Annotated in this window: 13 protein-coding genes; 5 read left to right on the top strand and 8 right to left on the bottom strand. The window is 53.1% G+C overall.

Translation table 11 applies throughout. The features are described from left to right. Nucleotides 1-22 precede the first annotated feature (22 nt). Nucleotides 23-1,390 (top strand): RIP metalloprotease RseP, encoded by a 1,368-nt coding sequence (gene rseP / locus T496_RS0100780; RefSeq protein WP_027449045.1) that lies wholly within the window; start codon nt 23-25, stop codon nt 1,388-1,390. Here the strand turns inward: rseP and T496_RS13095 are convergent. Continuing rightward, nucleotides 1,364-2,404, bottom strand: a complete 1,041-nt coding sequence (locus T496_RS13095) for a ComEC/Rec2 family competence protein (protein WP_081783486.1) — start codon at nt 2,402-2,404, stop codon at nt 1,364-1,366. The two genes, rseP and T496_RS13095, sit on opposite strands and share 27 nt — an antisense overlap. Nucleotides 2,405-2,422: 18 nt before the next feature. Next, on the bottom strand, nt 2,423-3,256 hold the full coding sequence (locus tag T496_RS0100770) for a sensor histidine kinase (protein ID WP_081783485.1): 834 nt from the start codon (nt 3,254-3,256) through the stop codon (nt 2,423-2,425). Between the two features lie 145 nt (nt 3,257-3,401). On the opposite strand from T496_RS0100770, the gene T496_RS13090 reads away from it, so the two are divergent. Beyond that, a complete protein-coding gene (locus tag T496_RS13090; protein WP_081783484.1) occupies nt 3,402-4,658 on the top strand; it encodes a glycosyl hydrolase 53 family protein in 1,257 nt (418 codons plus the stop codon). Between the two features lie 449 nt (nt 4,659-5,107). On the opposite strand, the gene T496_RS0100760 is transcribed toward T496_RS13090, so the two are convergent. Both T496_RS0100760 and T496_RS0100755 read right to left on the bottom strand, forming a co-directional pair. After that, entirely contained in the window at nt 5,108-8,434 is a 3,327-nt protein-coding gene (locus T496_RS0100760; protein WP_027449043.1) for a DUF5107 domain-containing protein, read from the bottom strand. Between the two features lie 42 nt (nt 8,435-8,476). Further along, the gene (locus T496_RS0100755) at nt 8,477-9,793 is read right to left on the bottom strand and encodes a sugar porter family MFS transporter (protein WP_027449042.1); all 1,317 of its coding nucleotides are present in this window, start codon (nt 9,791-9,793) and stop codon (nt 8,477-8,479) included. Between the two features lie 232 nt (nt 9,794-10,025). On the opposite strand from T496_RS0100755, the gene T496_RS13085 reads away from it, so the two are divergent. Then, complete coding sequence (locus T496_RS13085) at nt 10,026-10,949, top strand: AraC family transcriptional regulator (RefSeq protein WP_044108969.1); 924 nt, start codon at nt 10,026-10,028, stop codon at nt 10,947-10,949. Nucleotides 10,950-10,965: 16 nt separating this feature from the next. After that, complete coding sequence (locus tag T496_RS0100745) at nt 10,966-13,521, top strand: family 78 glycoside hydrolase catalytic domain (RefSeq protein WP_394331331.1); 2,556 nt, start codon at nt 10,966-10,968, stop codon at nt 13,519-13,521. A gap of 71 nt (nt 13,522-13,592) precedes the next feature. On the opposite strand, the gene T496_RS0100740 is transcribed toward T496_RS0100745, so the two are convergent. The 4 genes from T496_RS0100740 to T496_RS0100725 all read right to left on the bottom strand — a co-directional run bounded on the left by T496_RS0100740 (nt 13,593) and on the right by T496_RS0100725 (nt 18,401). Continuing rightward, nucleotides 13,593-13,904 carry a hypothetical protein gene (locus tag T496_RS0100740; RefSeq protein ID WP_027449040.1) on the bottom strand — a complete coding sequence of 104 codons (312 nt, stop codon included), beginning with the start codon at nt 13,902-13,904 and terminating at the stop codon, nt 13,593-13,595. Between the two features lie 13 nt (nt 13,905-13,917). Further along, entirely contained in the window at nt 13,918-14,232 is a 315-nt protein-coding gene (gene trxA / locus T496_RS0100735; protein ID WP_027449039.1) for a thioredoxin, read from the bottom strand. 69 nt (nt 14,233-14,301) lie between these two features. Next, nucleotides 14,302-18,087 carry a DNA polymerase III subunit alpha gene (gene dnaE / locus T496_RS0100730; protein ID WP_027449038.1) on the bottom strand — a complete coding sequence of 1,262 codons (3,786 nt, stop codon included), beginning with the start codon at nt 18,085-18,087 and terminating at the stop codon, nt 14,302-14,304. Between the two features lie 8 nt (nt 18,088-18,095). Continuing rightward, complete coding sequence (locus T496_RS0100725; RefSeq protein ID WP_027449037.1) at nt 18,096-18,401, bottom strand: Dabb family protein; 306 nt, start codon at nt 18,399-18,401, stop codon at nt 18,096-18,098. A 239-nt stretch (nt 18,402-18,640) separates the two neighbouring features. On the opposite strand from T496_RS0100725, the gene T496_RS0100720 reads away from it, so the two are divergent. Continuing rightward, entirely contained in the window at nt 18,641-19,330 is a 690-nt protein-coding gene (locus T496_RS0100720) for a phosphatidylserine decarboxylase family protein (protein ID WP_027449036.1), read from the top strand. The last annotated feature ends 4 nt before the right edge of the window (nt 19,331-19,334 follow it).

Genomic DNA, 19,334 nt, shown 5'->3' with positions numbered 1-19,334 from the left:
ACAAACACCCAACAAGAACAACATGGAAGTATTTCTCATAAAACTCCTGCAGTTCATGCTTGCCATCGGACTGCTTGTGCTCCTTCACGAAGGAGGCCACTTTTTCTTCTCTAAGCTCTTTGGCGTACGCGTAGAGAAGTTCTACCTCTTTTTCGACGTCAGCATCGCCAAATGGAAAGGTGCCCTTCTCAAGTTTAAGCCTAAGAAGAGCGACACCGAGTACGGCATCGGTTGGCTTCCCCTGGGAGGCTACTGCAAGATTGCCGGTATGATCGACGAGAGTTTCGACACCGAGCAGATGAAACAGCCCGTGCAGCCCTGGGAGTTTCGCGCTAAGCCCGCATGGCAGCGCCTGTTCATCATGATTGGCGGTGTGCTGGTCAACTTCCTCCTGGCGCTGTTCATCTATTCTATGGTGCTCTACACTTGGGGCGAGTCGTATGTACCCGTCAGCGAGATGACACAAGGCATGGAGTTCAACAAGCAGGCCCACGAGCTTGGCTTCAAGGATGGCGACGTCCTGCTGGCTGCAGACGGCCAACCCTTCGAGAAGTTTGGCAGCGACCTGTTCCGCTCTATCTCAGAAGCAAAGCAGGTGGACGTGCTGCGCCAAGGACAGCCTGCCACCGTCACTCTGCCTGGCGACCTGAACCTGCTAGAGATGATTCAGTCGGCACCCATCTTCTGTCGTGCCTATCTTCCTGCCGTGGTCGATAGCGTACTGCCCAACACAGCAGCTGCTGCCGCCGGTCTTCAGAAAGGTGCCGTATTGCTGAGCATCAATGGCAAGGCCATCAACTCCTACAATCAGTTTGTAGATGAGATTGGCAGAATGAGCGATGTGTTCAAAGCCGCACAGACACCACAAGAGCAGTTGGCTGCCCGTGCTATCACCCTCGTCTATCGTCAGCAGGGCCGCACGTACCGCGCCAGCACCACATTGAATTCCGAGATGAAACTTGGCTTCTCGCCAAAGGCTATCTACGAGCCTGTCACCACCGAGTATAGCTTCTTTGAGAGCTTCCCCGCTGGTATAAAGTACGGTTGGAACGTGCTTGCCTCGTATGTGGACGACCTGAAGTATGTCTTCACCTCTGACGGCGTCAAGTCGCTCGGCGGCTTCGGCACTATTGGCAACCTGTTCCCTGCCACTTGGAACTGGCATCAGTTCTGGCTGATGACGGCTTTCCTCAGCATCATCCTGGCCTTCATGAACATCCTGCCTATCCCAGCCCTCGACGGTGGTCACGTGCTGTTCCTCATCTACGAGATGATCACACACCGCAAGCCCTCTGAGGCCTTCATGATACGCGCAGAGTATGTAGGTTTCGGCATTGTCATCCTGCTGATGATCGTTGCCAACCTAAACGATATTTTGAGACTTCTGTAAGAGCTTTAGGACGGCTGCATACCAGCATCCAAAGCCCACATAGATAAGTATGGTCTGCACCACTGAAGGATGCAGATTGTCAATCACTGAATAAGGTATTTGTGCCAACAGCGCAAGTACCTTATTTAATATATGTACCACTCCCACCAGCAGCTCACCGACCACATCGAAGGGTGTCACCCAGAAAATCAATGCCAGATACAGGATGACGGTGACCGAAGGAATAGCTATGAGGTTGGTCAACAGGAAATAGGGGGAGAACGTACCGAAATGATAGGCCAACAGCGGCGCCACGCCTATCTGCGCAGCTACCGACACCACCATCAAATCCCACATCCATTTGACAAGCGGATGCGCCATCATCCAGCTCTTATCCACCAGTTCATCGACCACAGACGTGATGAAGATGATAGACAATACCGCTGCAAACGACAACTGGAAACCGATGTCATACACCACCATACGGTCGGCCAACATCAGGATCAGGGCCGTCAGTGCCAACACGTTGAGCGGTTGGCCGCGCCGCCCACCCAGCGACAGCAGCGAATAGACGGTCAGCATGATAGCAGAACGCACCGTGCTCGTGGCCAGGCCCGTGAGCAGCGTGTAGCCCCACACCATCGAGAGGATCAGCGTCTGCACCAATATGCTCCGCTGTCTGTTCAGCGTCAGCCTCATCAGCAACATATAGATGATGCTGAGATGCAATCCGCTCAGCGCCAGCACATGGGCAGCCCCCGTCACTGCGTAGATCCGCCTCAGTTCGCGGCTCACCCCTTTCTTTTCGCCCAGTGTCATCGCCGCCAGCACACTGCGGTCGGCCTCATCGGTGGTCAGCGTGGCATATCGCGCAGCCATCTGGTGACGATAGTTATCCATCATTTTGTGCGCAGAAGGAGCCTGTGAAGCGTGCCGCGCCTGCTCATCGGCCGGGTGGAAGCTATTATACAAAATGAGACCCACCATCATACAAATGGTGAGTCCCAATAGTGCTGTGAAATGCAATCGCCTCATGCCGATGTTCACGTGTGTTTACTCTTCCAATGGTTTGATGGGCAGCTCCAGGACAAAGCGTGTGCCCTCGTAATACGTACGGTCGATATACAACTTACCGTGCAACGCCTCGGCAAGACGACGACTAATGGGCAGACCCAGTCCGACGCCCTCGCTATATTCGTTCAACTTGACGAAGTTCTCGAACACCTCGTCAAACTTATCCACTGGTATGCCGATACCCGTGTCGGTGACTGTGATCTGGAGGTTGAACTCGTGCAATCGGCAGCCCAACGTGATGCCACCCTCCTCCGTAAACTTCACGGCATTGTTGAGCACCTTATTCAATATCTCGGTCACGATGTTCGGATTACTATTGATGATGTAGTCGTCGGGCAACTCGCTCTCGAACGAGAACATCAGATCCTTACGCTGGGAAGCCTTGGCCAGGTTCAACACATTTTTGCACACCTCGTTCACGCGCATCGGCGTGCGCTCCTGTTCCACCACGATACTCTCGCCGTGAGCCAGTTCCAGCAGTTCGTTGATGATCACGGTGATGATCTCCACATTCGTCGATATGCGCTGTTCCAGCTCCATACGCTCATGCTCGCTCAGGTCCATGCCGTTCAGACAGAGCACCTGCGAGAAACCATTAATAGCATTGAGGGGTGTTCGTATCTCATGACTCATCGAGCGGATGAAGGCCGACTTCATGCGGTCGGATTCTTCTGCACGGTCGAGTGCGATACGCAACTGCTGATTGCGCTTCCAAATGGTGCGCATCAAGTTCCTTCGTCCCATGATATAGACGAAGATATAAACAAAGAGTGATATGTAAAAAATGAGTTCCCAGTTCATCGTTGATCTCATTAGGTTATTGCAAAAGTAGAAAAAAAATTAAGTATCCGCAAAGAATTTAGGAGTTTTAACTAAAATAGAACAATATTTTACGTTCGAATATTGAAAAAAATAGTAATTTTGCCAACAGAAGAAAATCACTTAAAACACACTAACAATGAATCTACGCAAATTAACCCTTCTATTTTTTATCATGGCGAGTGTCGGTCTATCGCATGCACAATCATTCTATCTCTGCACTCAAGGCGACACGCGCACAACTAGTCAGGTGACGTTTTCCAACAATGGTTCCACGCTGAATGGCAATATCCAGACTAATACCATAGACAGCATCACCATGCATGTGCCAGCGTTGAAGTACGTTGGTGGCGACATATCCCTGCTACCCAAATACGAAGAGCAGGGGGCTCAGTTCAAAGACAAGAATGGCAATGCCATTACCGACCTGGTGTCTTTCGTCAGGGAACAAGGTTGGAACACCATCCGTGTGCGCTTGTTCGTTGACCCGGTAAAAGGCCAGGCCATCACCGACGATGTCAACAAGAAAGAGGTGGTTCAGGACCTCGACTTCGTGACAGCGCTGGGCAAGCGTATCAAGGATGCCGGCATGCTGTTCATGCTCGACTTCCACTATAGCGACACTTATGCCGATCCCAGCAAACAGTGGACACCACAAGACTGGCAGTCGCTCAACAACGACCAGCTGAAGACGAAGCTTTACGAATACACCCGCGACTGTCTGCAACAGCTGAAAGACAATGGTGCTGCCCCCGACTTCATCCAGACTGGCAACGAGATTAGCTATGGCATGTTATGGGGTGTCAAGGGTACCTCGGCCAACAGGTGCTACAGCACATCGGATGCCGCCAACTGGAATCGCTTCTTCGACCTGTTGCGCCAGGCAGGCAAGGCTTGTCGCGAGGTGTGCCCACAGGCCAAGATCATCATTCACAGCGAGCGCGTGCCGAAGGTCGCCATCTTGACAGATTACCTCGACCGCATGAAGAATGCCGAGATTGACTACGACATCATCGGTCTGAGCTACTACCCCTACTTCCACGGGGCACTGTCTGTATTAGACAACACCCTTACTACGCTGGAAAACAAGAAATATGGCAAAGACATCCAGATAGTGGAAACCGGCTATCCATGGCAATGGGTCGTACCGGGTACTACAACTGATTTGCGGAGCACATACCCCTACTCCAACGAAGGACAGAAGAAATACACCACAGACTTGATTTCTCTTTTGAAGAATCATCCACAGGTGAATGGTCTGTCGTGGTGGTGGGCCGAGGCCAATGCCAAGGGCGCCACTGGCAACCTGAACACAGATTGGTATAACGCCAGCCTCTTCGACAACGAGACGGGCAAAGCGCTGGATGCACTCTACGAACTGCAGAATTTCAAATAAGCAACAAGTAGCCTGTTTCGTAGGTTTCAGAGCATAACTGCAGCTAGCCAACCCCATAAAAGCTATGGTTTTGCATCGCAAAAGCAGCCGTTTCATTTCCTAAGAGTGGCAGTATTGACTTCTAATTCGGTAAGTTTTGATCCGCATCCAGCCCCTGGAAGTTCGCTATCCAGGGGCTGGATGCGCTCATTCTAGGGGCTAGATCCACCCCATCCAGGGGCTGGAATAGACCATTCCAGGGGCTGGAACAAAATCAAAAGTAAAACTACTGGTGTTTTAAACTCTTTCTCTTACCTCTCAAAAGAGAAAGAACAGGCCCTCCATTCTTCCCAAACAAAAGCATAAAAGAACCAATCCCTCCCCTCGGGGAGGTGAGGAGGGGGTTACAAAAATAGGCAGCGCTCTTTGTGGTGACACAAACAGCAACTGCCTATTCCGGAATACAATTATTATAATAGGTTGATTAACGAGCGGAACTGCTGGATACCCTGATGGTTATTGTCCAGGGCTTCCACTTCAGCCAGATAGCGCAAGGCATGAGCTTTGTCGCCCAGTCCGTAGTAGCCCAGCGCCAGCATATACTTACAGTGTATCTGATTCTTTAAGTCAAGCGAGTCCTCCCATATCAAGAGGTCTGGCAGCGACACGGCGAAATAGTCCATCACCTGATGCTCGAAGATGTGCTGTTTGCCATAGTTGATCAACTTGTTAAACAGTCCGCGGGCCTTGTCTTCCTGTCCCAGCTGGCGATAGCACAGACCGGCATAGAATATCTTGTCGGGCTTGGCATCATTATAATACATCGCTGCAGCGGGCTCGGTGGGGCCGGCGGTGCCTTCCTCGTAGCGTCCCAGGAAGTAGAGGAAGTCATTGTCCTGAGCGCCATACAGCTTGCCCTCGCCCAGATGGGCAGGATAAACCAGACATTCCTCCAGCAACTTCTTCGCTTCGGCCGACTGCGGGTCGGCCTTCAGCAACTGCTTAGCCCGCTCCACACGACATATCTGATACTGTGCAGGCACCTTGCCTTCGCCGCCCTCCCATGGGTGGAAGATGTGGGCATCCAACTTCTTCATGGCTTCCTCATAGCGGCCCACCTGGTTCAGCAGGGTGATTTCCTCAAGCACCAGGTCGTCGCGCTGGGCGATGAGCTGCGGATAGCGCTGCAAGAACTGCAGGCGCTCTATGTGCGGACGATGCAGGCGCTTGTAGAGTTGATCCAGTTCCATCAGCACGCGTGCATCGCTCTCGTCGAGATGGAAGGCACGCTCCATGCACTCCAGCGCCAAGGCCTCGCGGTGCTGCTTGTTGAAGTAAGCCAGAGCCAGATTGCGCCACACCGTCGGGAAGTCGGCCTTGCGCTGGCTGGCCATCTCCCAGTTTTCCACAGCCAGGTCATACTGACGGGCTGCATAATAGAGGCAACCCAGGTAGTAGGGTGCCAAGGCACAACCATGTTTCTTAGCCTCTTCCAGCACGATAACATCCTCCTGTCGGTTGGGGAAGCAATAGTCGGGGCATACCTTCTCGGCCTGTTCGAAGTAGGCGGTGCCGTCGGCCTGCTGCTGTTCGGCGATAAAGCCCATATAATAATAGGTCATCGGTGTGACGGCCTTAGCCTCGATGGCCAGTTGCCAGATGGCCATCGCCTCGTCGTCGAGACCGGCAGCCTGATAGTCGAGCGCCAGCTCGTCGTAGTTCTTGGCCAGTCCCTGCATCAGTCCTTGCAGTTCGTCGAGCGTAGCCTGACTATTGCTGATGAGATACTGCTCGTAGCGACAACCATAGTTGAAGAGGTCGGTCTTCAGCGCTGCCTCGCACACGTGCTCGGCACAGTCGGCCTTGCCCATGCGGCGAAGCACGGCAGCCTTCAGTGCCAGCGCTTTCTGGTTGTGGGCGTTGAACACCAGCGAACGGTCCAGTTCGTCGATGGCCTCATCATAGCGACCCTGTCGGGCACTGATCTTGGCGGCCTCAAAGAAGCCTGCGTCGGCCCACGCCTTACTCCATGTGGCTTTCCAGAAGAGCTCGTAGGCCTCATCGTAGCGCTGCTGATACTTCAGCGCCAGCGCCAGGTTGTAGATGGGCTCACTGTCGTAGGGGTTAGGATTGCGCTTCTGCGACAGTTTCACGGCCTTGCGCAGATAGGTCTCGGCCAGTGCGAAGCGTCCCTTACGGATGTACCACAGTCCCATGGCGTTGAGACAGCGGATGTCGTTAGGATCGCGTCGCAGTGCCTCTTCGTAGTAGTCCAGCGGACTCCACGTGGCGTGGCGATACTGCTCCAGATGCAGACCCGTGAGGTACAACTGCTCGTTGGTCTTGATCTGCTCGGGCAGCAGCGCTGCTTCGGCACTGTCGGGTATGGGACGGATCTCATCGGGCTCGGCATGCCATTGCAGCACGCAGCGTTCGGTGTTGTTGTACATGCGTTTGTAGATGCTGAGGTTCAGCGTCTGCAGGTCGGCCAGCGGGAAGGTCTCGGTCAGCACGGCCTCGGGTGTGAGCTCTTTTTCCTCGTCATAGAGCACCTCGCCAGCATCTGTTGCCAACACGAGTCTCACCTGCTGACGCGAGGTGGCAAACACCTTCATCATGGTGCGCTGCTGACCCTCGGCATCCTCGGTCAGATCTACATTCACCAAGAGGTCTTTAGAGGCTTCCTTCACCACGCCCAGCTCACGGTAGGGCATGAAGTACTGCACAAACTGCTTCTCCTCATAAGGCATGAGCCACGAGAAGTCGGGCTGGTTCTCGGTATAGACGCCGGCCATCAACTCGATATAGGGACGGAAGCCCGGTTTCAAGTGAGAGGTAAGAGGTGAGAGAGACGAAGTGTCCTCACCTTTATCGTCGGCGATATCGTCGGTGAGGTTGCGGTCCCAGGCGCGTCCGAAGTCGCCATTGCCCCAGGTCCACTGTTTCTTTCCGGGCGAGAAGTGATGACTGGCCACGTGCAGCATGCCTGCGTGGGTGTCATTCTCGTAGCCGCCCTCGAAGTTATAGCGTGAGTTCACGCCCATATACGAAGTAGGCACGTAGATGTTCTTATAGTTGGAGATATCTACACCTGCCGAATAGTCCATCTTATAATAGGTGCCGGTGGCGATGGGGAACGATGAAACGGCACGTTTTCCGTGGTCAAACACGGCATTGATGTCGGGTGGGAACACCGACTGATAGGCGTCGTTCACCTCTACTGCGGGATTGGCCCACCAGAGGAAGGTTTGTGGCACGTCGGTGCGGTTGTACAGCACACCGCGAATCTCCAGGTAAGCACAGCCCGGGCGCAGCACAAAACCGGCCATGCCCTTCTGGTGGAACATCTTCTCCATCTCGCTCACCCACACACATACCGAACCGTCTTCGCGCTCCTCGATGGTGCAGTCGGCCGGCATAAACGTGGTGGGACGATGGTGCTGGGGCCAGTTGAACTCTATACCGCCCGAAATCCAGGGACCTACCAGACCTACCAGCGCAGGCTTGATGACGTGGTTGTAGTACACAAAGTGGCGCTGGGCTATCTTGTCGTAGGCCATCTGCACCCTGCCGCCCAACTCGGGCAGCACCATCACCTTGATATATTCGTTCTCCAGATAGACGGCCTTATACTCCTTGTCCACCTTCTCATTGCTGATGCTCTCTATCACAGGATAAGGATAGACCACACCACTGGACCCCTGATACACGCGTTTCTCCAGGAACATGGGGTTCTTGTCGGGACGTCCCACCTCGTAGGTAGGTATCGTCACCATCTCTCTCCAGGCTTTTACCATTTTTTTATGTTATATGCTATGTTGTTTTTATGAATGTTTCTATTACTCTTCTGCCAGCTGCTTTCCCTTGGTCTCAGGACAACGGCGATACAGGAACACCAGTGCGCCGGCACAGATTACGGCATAGATCCAGAACGAACCGCTGCTGCCCAGGGCGGCATTCATCGAGGGGAACGAGAACGTCAGCGTGCAACAGCCCACCCACAGGGCAAACGTGCAGATGGACATGGCCAGACCACGGATGCGATTGGGGAATATCTCGGCCAGCAGCGTCCACGTCACTGGGCCCAGGGTCATGGCATAGACCGAGATGGCTGCCACCACCAGCACCACCATGACCAGGCCCTTCACCTCGAAGTAGTAGCAGGTGCCCAGCGTGAGGTAGATCAGGGCCAGTCCGCTGGCACCCATCAGCATCAGCGTGCGACGTCCCCACTTCTCGATGGTGTAGAGGGCTACGAAGGTGAACACCACATTGGCCACACCGGTAATGACGATATTGATAAACATGCCATCCACATCGAAACCGGCACTGGTGAAGATCTCTTGTGCATAGTTGAAGATCACGTTGGTGCCGCACCACTGCTGGAACACAGCTATTACCAGGCCAAGCAGCAGAACCTTACTGTATTGTGGAGAATTGAAAAGTTGAAAGATTGAAGGATTGAAGTTTTTTCCTTTAGATTTCAATCCTTCCATTCTTCCACTCTTCAATTCTTCAATTCTTCCATTCTTCAATTCTAAATACACCGGACTTTCGGGGATGAAGCAGCTCAGCAACAGGAACAGGGCTGCAGGTATGGTCTCGGCCCAGAACATCCAGCGCCAGCCCCACTCCACGTTCCATGACAGATTGTCGGCCACGGCCGAGTCGCGCGCCAACAACATGTTGACGACCTGTGCAGCGAGGATGCCCAGCACGATGGTCATCTGGTTGAGACTCACCATGCGGCCTCGGATATGTGCCGGGCTGACTTCCGCGATATACATGGGAGCCAGCGCCGATGCCACACCGATGCCCATGCCTCCTACGAGGCGGGCTATATTAAACAAGGTAAAGTCACTGAATGCGCCTGTGGCCACGGCAGACACGGTGAACAGTACGGCCGAGGTAAACAGCAGCGGCTTGCGTCCGTACCTGTCGGCAGCAACGCCTGCCACCATGGCACCCATCAGACAGCCCACCAGCGCCGATGTCATGGCTACGCCCTGATACAACGGACTGTCGGCAATCGAGAAAAACAATTCGTAGAAAGGTTTGGCTCCACCTATCACCACCCAGTCGTAGCCAAAGAGCAAACCGCCCATGGCCGACACCATACAGATGAAATAGATGTAACCTTTACTGTGATTTTGCATAAGGCTTTTATAGTTTATTGGTTATTTAGTTTATAATTTCGGTGCAAAGGTAGTTATTTTCCGCATTCCAGTTTATAGACTTTTCTCTTCTTTATATGGACTATTTCACTTCAATAACGCACACGTTTATCAATTATTGTAGTATTTTTCTCTAATTCTTATGGTTATTAGCCGCACACGCATGTCAACATAAAGAAATAATGCCTACCTTTGTAGCGCTAAATAGTATATCATGCCAAAACTAAAAGACGGATTCCTTGGGGAACAATCAATCATACTACCACCTATGATCGTAGATATAGAGGAACGCGACCCGCTGGTCAGCAGTCTGTATATCACCGACATCGGTTTCTATCCCATGGCTGAGCATCATTATCGCAGCCGCAAGAATGGCATCGACCAGTATGTGCTCATCTACTGCGTCGATGGCAAGGGGTGGTATCGCGTAGGCGACAAGGAATATCAAGTAGAGCGCAATCAGTATTTTATTCTCCCGGCCGGTGTACCCCACTCCTACGGGTCGTGCGAAGGACAGCGCTGGACCATCTATTGGGTGCACTTCAAAGGGGCACATGCTGCCATCTATGCCGAGGGGGCACAGAAGCCGCAGACCATCGGTGTGGCTATCAACTCGCACATCAGCGAGCGCAACAACATCTTCGACGAGATTCTCAACACGCTGCGGGCAGGCAACGAGATTGAAGACCTGCGCTATGCCTCCAGCCTGTTGCACTACTATCTGGCCTCCATGCGCTACTTGCAACAGTGGCGACGGGCGCCCCAACTGGTTGACATCGTCGAGGCTGCCATCCACTATATGGAAGAGAACATCGAGCGGCGCATCACACTGCAGGACGTCACGCATTACGTGGGCTTCTCGATGAGCTATTTCTCGGCTCAGTTCAAGAGGAAGACGGGCGTCAGTCCGCTGGCCTATTTCAACAGGCTCAAGATCAGACATGCCTGTCAGCTGCTGGAGGGCACTGACCTGCACGTCAACCAGATATGCTACAAGCTGGGGTTCGAAGACAGCCTATACTTCTCCCGCCTTTTCTCAAAAATCATGGGAGTATCTCCCACGACATATCGTCAACAAAACAAACCGAATCAACAAAACCAAACTAAAAACAACCAAGATGAAAAAGAACACCTTTAATGTGTGGTGCTTGGCAATGGTCATGATGAGCATGACTGTCAGTAGTAGTTGTATGGCTAATGGCCACCATGTTTCAGGAAAGCGCGTAGAAGCGCTCAGCACCTCGGCTTGGAAAAAGTCGAAGTGGATTTCAGTGAAGAACGCCCCTGTTGTGACGGGCGAAGTGAGAGACGGCAGCCGCGCTGCCGACGGTGCCAACTGGTTTATGTGCACCATTGACAACGAGCAGAAGGTGCGCAAGGCCACGTGGATGACGGCATCGCTGGGCGTGTCGGAACTCTTTGTCAACGGCAAGCGCATTGGTGAGGAGGTGCTGCGCCCTGGTTTCACACATCGCGAGAAGACCAAGCGTTCGTTCACCTACGACGTGACCGACGTCTTTCTCAAGAAAGCGGGACAGCGCAATGTGCTCTCGGTACAGGTCACCCCGGGCTGGTGGGCCGACAAGATTGTCACGCCCTGGGGTACCAATGGCATGATTGGACATAAGTGTGCCTTCCGTGGCGTATTAGTGATTGAGTATGCCGACGGCAGCAAGCAGACCTATGGCACCAACCTCCAGGATTGGAAAGCTGGCATCGCCGGACCGGTGACGCATGCTGGCATCTACGACGGCGAGGCCTACGATGCACGTATCGCTCAGGGCTTCAGCACGCCAGAGGCCTTCTCGACACCTGAGGAGAACACCGAGTTCCGAGGCGATATCCTACCCTCTTGCGGTGCTGAGGTCTATGCCCGCGAAGACCTGGCACTGCCACCTGTTCAAGCCTACATCTGGAAAGAGGTCAGCGGTGCCCGCGACGGTGAGTTTGGCAAGGTGGTCATAGACCGCACGTTCAAGCCTGGACAGGAGATAACGCTGCATGCCGGCGAAACACTGGTGGTTGACTTCGGTCAGAACTGTGCCGCCGTGCCTTCCTTTGTCTTCAAGGCTGCTGCAGGCACACGCCTCAGCTGTCTGCCGGGCGAACTGCTGAACGACGGCAACGGTGCACGCAGTCGCGGCATGGACGGGCCCGAGGGTAGCGTACATCGTGAGAACCTGCGTGCGCATGACAACTGTTTCCGATTGGACTACACCTTTGCCGGCAATGGTCAGTATGAGACCTATCAGCCTCGTGCCACCTTTTTCGGCTATCGCTATGTTTCTATCTCGGCCACAGCCACCGTGTGTATCAAGTCGCTGAAGTCTGTTCCCATCACCTCTATCCACAGAAACCTTGAGATAGGCACCATCAGCACTGGTCATGAACTGGTGAACCGCCTGATCTCCAACACGCTGTGGGGACTGCGCTCCAACTACCTGTCTGTGCCTACCGACTGCCCTCAGCGCAACGAGCGACTGGGATGGACGGCAGACACACAGGTGTTTACCGAGACAGGCACATTCTTTGCCGACACCAAGAAATTCTTCCACAAATGGATGCGTGACATGAGCGACTCGCAAGATGCGCTGGGCGGTTACCCGGGCGTGGCTCCCGTGGCACAATACGGTGGTGAGTGTATGCGTCTGGGATGGACCGACGCTGGCATCATCGTGCCCTGGACCATCTGGAAACAGTTTGCCGACACCGAAATCATCAACCAGAGCTGGGAGTCTATGAAGCGTTTCATCGATCGCGTCAATGCCACCTGCTATCGCCATCAGGACCTGATTGGACAAAACGGCAACTACCAGTGGGCCGACTGGCTGAGCTATGAGCCACTGGAGAGCTGCGGTGGTTCGGCCTTCGATAGCCATGGTCCGCTGCCCGAGGCGGTGGAATACTGGAACTACCTCAGTGCTTGCTACTGGCAGATGGATGCCGAGATGATGCGCGACATGGCAAAAGCCACCGGTCGCGACTATAAGACCTACGAGGAGATGGCACTTCGTGCCAAGGCCTACACCAAGGAACACTTCCTCAATGCCGACGGTACCTTCAAGACACAGATTCTGAACACCATGCAGACCCCTGCCCTCTTTGCACTGAAAAACCACCTGGTGGATGGACAAGCCAAGCAGCAGATGGTGGCACGTCTGCGTCAGAACTTCAAGGACCATGACGGCTGTCTGCAGACGGGCTTCCTCGGCACCTCTATCATCATGGGCACACTGACTGACAACGGCATGGCCGACATCGCCTACGACCTGCTTTTCCAGCGCAAGAACCCCAGCTGGCTTTACAGTATAGACAATGGTGCCACCACCATGTGGGAGCGCTGGAACAGCTATATGAAAGACAAGGGCATGGGACCTCGCGGTATGAACTCGTTCAATCACTATGCCTATGGCGCTGTGTGCGAATGGATCTGGGAGACCGTGGCAGGCATTGCTGCCGACCCCACACAGCCTGGTTTCAAGCATATCATCATGCGCCCCGTGCCCGACAAACGTTTAGGTCATCTCGATGCTCAATACCAGTCGGCTGCCGGCCTCATCAAGAGCCACTGGCACTACGACAAGGATGGTCAGTGGACCTGGCAGTTCACCATCCCCAAAGGCGCTTCCGCCACCGTCTATCTGCCGGGAGAGACTATGCCTAAGGAATACAAGAGTGGTACTTACAAGATTAAAAAAGTACAAGAGTAGTACTTACAAGATAAAGAAAGCATATAAAAAAAGTACACTGAGCATGCTCAGTGTACTTTTTATGTTTGTTATCAGCAGTTTTGCTCCTGAAAGTCGAGGTCGGCCTGAACGATGAAGAAGACTTCCTGGGGATCGAACGCCCCCTGTTTCTCCTTCTTAGCCTGCTGACAGACATAGTCAGCAACCTTCTCTAGGTCGATTTCCACTTCCTCGTCGGCACTTTCGAGGATGCCAGAAGAGAAATAGTAGTCAACAATGGTATCCATCATCCAGAGGATCTGGGCATCGGAATACTTCTCTTTGACATCAGCGGGCACCTGTTTGCGGATAAACGCCAGCTCGCGGCGGTTCTCCTCCTCGTCCATGAGGAGTTCTTCGTCCATCGTTGCCATGGGCTTAGAGCAAAGACTGGAACTTCTCGTCGAATACCTGCTTTGACATGGCGCCAACAACCTTATCTACCTGCTGGCCACCCTTGAAGAAGAGTACGGTAGGGATGTTGCGGATGCCGAACTCCATGGCGAGCTCTTCGTTCTCCTCTACATCACACTTACCTACAACAATCTTACCATCATATTTCTCTGCAAGTTCAGACAGGATAGGACCTACCAGACGGCAAGGACCACACCATGTTGCCCAGAAATCGAGCACGAGTGGCAGGTTGCCATTCTTCAGCTCCTTAAAATTCTCGCTTGTGATTTGTACTTCCATAACTTTTCACTTTAATTTGTTAATACTAGGATATTTCATAAATAGTCTGTGCAAATATCATGCCAATGACTAATTGATGGTGTAGTCCAGCGCCTCGGTGCGCTCGATATAGTCTATGAGCGTGTGGCGCACATCGATGGCTTTGTTCTGCGAGCGCAGCAGCATGTGGCGCTTGCCTGTGGTGTCGCGCAGCAGGAACAACAGTTTGGTACTGCCAGGATGTTCGTCGATCAGGTCGTTGAGCTCGGTCACGATCTGATCGTTGAGCAGTTCTACGTTGAGCTGGATGGTGATGGTCTCAATAGCCTTCTCCTTGATGGTCTGCAGATACTCCACATTACCCACCTTCAGTTCTTTCTGATTCTCATTGTAGAAGCGCGCCTTCATCTTACCTGTGATATAGACGGCTGCACCCTCTGTGAACCAGCCATTGAAGCGGCCCCAGTCCTCGCCAAAGAAAGCCAGCTCGCCAGATCCATTGAAGTCTTCGAGCGTGACGAAACCGCAGGGCTTGCCCGTCTTGGTGAAGCTGGAGCGCACATTGGTGACAATGCCTCCCAGCACAATATCCTCGCGGTCGTTCATCTGCGACTGGTCTTTCAGTTCCTCGCAACGGGTGTTGCAGAGGTTATCGAGAATGATCTTATATTCGTCGAGCGGATGGGCCGAGAGATAGATGCCCACCAGGTCGCGCTCTTTATTCAATCGCTCGATGTCGCTCCAGCGAGCATCGGTTTTTGGGACGGGCGGTGTAGCTATCTCGATATCATCGAAGCCACCGAAGAGCGAGTTCTGCGCTTCGTTTTTAGCCTGCTGATACATCTGACCATAGCGCACCAGCGAGTCGAGGAACAGCTCGCCCTTGTTGTTCTCTGCAAAATAGATCTCACGACGGATGCCAAAGCTGTCGAAACCGCCACTCAGTGCCAACGACTCGAAAGCCTTACGGTTGACACTGGAGAAGTTGATGCGCTGGGCAAAGTCGAAGATGTCCTTATAGGGGCCGTTGGACTCACGCTCGGAAATGATGGCCAGGGCAGCATTGTCGCCCAGACCCTTGATGGCTGCCAGACCAAAACGAATCTCACCCTTATGGTTGACACCGAACTTCTGATAGGACTCGTTCACATCGGGACCCAGCGTGGCAATGCCCATCTGCTTGCACTCATCCATCAGTTTGGTGATCTCAGTGATCTGATCGCGACGGCGACTCATGATGGCTGCCATGAACTCGGCAGGATAGTTGGCCTTGAGGTAGGCAGTCTGATAGGCCACCCACGAGTAGCAAGCAGCATGCGACTTGTTGAACGCATAGGAAGCAAACTTCTCCCAGTCGGCCCAAATCTTGTCGAGCACCTTCGGATCGTGACCATTCTTCTTACCGCCCTCGATGAACTTAGGCTTCATGGCATCTACGATATCCTTTTTCTTCTTACCCATGGCCTTACGCAGGGCGTCACTCTCACCACGGGTGAAGTCGGCCAACTGACGGGAGAGCAACATCACCTGCTCCTGATAGACGGTGATGCCATAGGTATCCTTCAGGTATTTCTCCATACAGGGGATGTCGTACTTAATCTCCTCACGTCCGTTCTTACGGGCAATGAACGAAGGGATATAGTCCATAGGTCCCGGACGGTAGAGGGCGTTCATGGCAATGAGGTCCTCGAACACAGTGGGATGGAGCTCGCGCAGATACTTCTGCATACCTGCCGACTCAAACTGGAAGGTACCGATGGTGCGACCTTGCTGATAGAGCTCGTAGGTCTTGGGGTCGTCAATGGGGATGTGGTCCAGGTCGATATCGATGCCGCGTGTCTGCTTGATGATGGCGCAGGCCTCCTTCTGCTCGGACAGCGTTTTCAGGCCCAGAAAGTCCATCTTGATGAGTCCGGTGGACTCGATGACGTGGCCGTCGTACTGCGTACAGTTGGTCTTGGTATCCTTGAAGTCGGGGTCGTCGGCCGTAGAGACTGGCACCCAGTCGCTGATAGGGTCGCGGCAGATGATGAAGCCACAGGCATGAATACCCGTACCGCGCACAGTGCCCTCCAGCATCTTGGCATACTTAATGGTGTTGGCCAGAACAGGGTCGCTAGAGGCTTCGGCATCGCGCAACTCGGGAACGCACTTGATGGCGTTGCTCAGGTTCATCTTCAACCCATCGGGCAGACGGTCGGGGATGGCCTTACACAGCGCATTCGACACGCTGAGTGGCAACTTCTCGACACGTGCCACGTCCTTGATAGAGTTCTTGGTGGCCATCGAGGCATAGGTGATGATGTGCGCACAGTTCTCGTGTCCGTACTTGTCCATCACCCACTTCAGCACCTTACCGCGACCGTCATCGTCGAAGTCGGTATCGATATCAGGCAATGAGATACGGTCGGGATTCAGGAAACGCTCGAACAGCAGGTCGTACTTTAGTGGGTCTATCTTGGTGATACCCAGACAATAGGCCACCACCGAACCGGCTGCCGAACCACGTCCGGGGCCCACCCACACGTCGAGTTCGTCGCGCGCCGAGTTGATAAAGTCTTGCACAATGAGGAAGTAGCCCGGGAAACCCATGGTCTTCATGATGTGCAGCTCAAAACGGATGCGGTCGTCCACCTCCTTAGGCAGCGACGAGTGTAATATGGTATAATGTGATTGGGGATTGCCGGTGTCCACCTCTACCTTGTCGAGCACCAGCTCGTCGTTGGGCAGATAGCGTTCCTTACCGCCTTTATAGGCAAGCTCGGCCAGATAGTCGGCCTCAAACTTGATGCGATAGAGTTTGTCGTAGCCTCCCAGCTTTTTGATTTTCTTCTCACCATCCTCACGCGACATGGGGTTCAGTCCGTTTTCGTCACGGGTGAACTCCTCGTAGAGCATCTCCTCGGTGATGCGCTCGCGCCACGCTTCCTCAGTACCAAAGCTCTCGGGAATGGGATAGAATGGCATGATAGGGTCGTGGTCGATGGAATAGATCTCGCACTTATTGAGAATCTCGAGTGTGTTGCTCAAAGCCTCGGGCACATCGCTGAAGATTTCATTCATCTCGGCCTGAGTCTTGAACCACTCCTGCTTGGAGTAGAGCATACGCGAGGGATCGTCTAGATCCTTACCCGTGGAAAGACAGAGCAGGTGGTCGTGGGCCTCTGCATTCTCCTGGTCCACGAAGTGAACATCATTAGAACAAATCAGCTTGATGCCATACTCACGGGCCAGCTCAATGAGCACCTTGTTGGCCTGCTGCTGCAGTGGGAAGGTCTCGCGGTTGGCACGCTGCGAAGGGTCTTTCACCTCGTGGCGCTGAAGTTCCAGGTAATAGTCGTCGCCAAAGATATTATGATACCATTCGAGCGCCTCGCGTGCACCAGCCATATCGCCAGCCAGAATCTTATGAGGTACCTCGCCGGCAATACATGCCGAACAAACAATAAGTCCCTCGTGGTAGCGCTCCAGCTCGGCACGGTCTGTACGCGGACGCATGTAGTAGCCATCCACCCACGAGTTTGACACCAGCTTGATCAGGTTCTTATAGCCCTGATAGTTCTTAGCCAGTACGATGAGGTGATAACCGCTCTGATCTTCACGACCATTCTTCTGCTCCTTAGGACCATGCTTCGCCACATACATCTCGCAACCGAAGATGGGGATAAAGGGATCGAGACCCTCCTTCTTGCGGCCTTTGTTCACGCCCATCACGATGTCGTGAAACTCCTTGATGCCGAACATGTCGCCGTGATCGGTGATGGCCATGCCACGCATGCCGTCCTTGATGGCTTTGTCCACCAAGTTCTTGATCTTTGACTGTCCGTCAAGGATGGAATAATATGTGTGTACGTGCAGGTGTATGAAGTCTTCCATGCGCCGATTTAAATTTCGAAGTCAAGACACGTACGACTAACAGTATAGGGACGAACCTTGCTGTTGGCCACAGCCACATGCTCAGGATGCTGGGCATAGCCTTTCAGCGCCTCGGCCGACTCGAGTGTGGAGTCGAGCATCACGTCGGCATTCGACGAGTCGAGACGTCCGTCGATATGCACTTTCACTTCGAGAAGTCCGGGCACCTTGCCCATGAGTCCTTCGAGTCCGGCCTTGATACCTGCCTTTATTTCTTGCTTTTCACTTTCCGATAGTTCGGGATTTAATGTCCAAAGAATGATATGCTTTACCATAACTAAAAATATTATGAGGGCAAAGTTACGAAAACTTGAGCGCAATACAAAGAAAGTATTTTCTTTTTTTTCCGAAACCCATTTATTTTTTTCTTCCCAATGCTAAGTAAGTTCGAAGCGAGAGCGCCAAAGTGGCGAAAAAAGGTCTATTCAGTAGCAAAAAGACAAAGAAATCAATAAAAACTTTGATTTATTGACAGAAAAGCATTACCTTTGCAGGGTAAATTTTAAAACTAACCATGGGAGAAAGAATTAAGAAGCTCAAGAAGATCAGAATTCACCGTGAAGGAACGGACGAACTTCTATATAGTTTGTTTTTCGTCATTGCCGTAGCAGTGATCCTCTGGCGCTCTTTTGACACACCTATACCATTCGCCATATTCATCGCTATTTTCGGCACGGCCTGGCTGCTGATGCTGAACTTCTATCGCTGTCCTATTCGCTACTTCAATGGCGACACAGAGAAGACGGTGGTAGCACCTGCCGACGGTAAGGTGGTGGTGATTGAAGAAACAGATGAAGACGAGTATTTCCACGACAAGCGACTGATGATTAGCATTTTCATGAGTCCGCTGAATGTACATGCCAACTGGTTTCCTGTTGACGGCCGCGTGAAGTTCGTGAAGCACTTCGACGGCAACTATCATCGTGCATGGTTGCCCAAGGCTAGTCTGGAAAACGAGCATGCCGACACCATGATTGAGATGCCTAACGGCGAAAACATACTGGTGAGACAGGTGGCTGGCGCTATGGCCCGCCGCATTGTGACCTACGCAAAAGAGGAAGAGGATTGCTACATCGACGAGCACCTGGGCTTTATCAAGCTGGGCTCACGCGTGGATGTCTATCTGCCACTGGGCGCTCAGCCCTGCGTCAAAATGGGACAGCCCACCACGGGCGACCTGACCGTCATTGCGAAACTGCCCTAAGCTG

This window comes from Xylanibacter brevis P6B11 (assembly GCF_000621825.1).
In the GTDB taxonomy this organism is placed as follows: domain Bacteria; phylum Bacteroidota; class Bacteroidia; order Bacteroidales; family Bacteroidaceae; genus Prevotella; species Prevotella brevis.
This window is presented reverse-complemented; position numbering and strand designations above follow the sequence as displayed.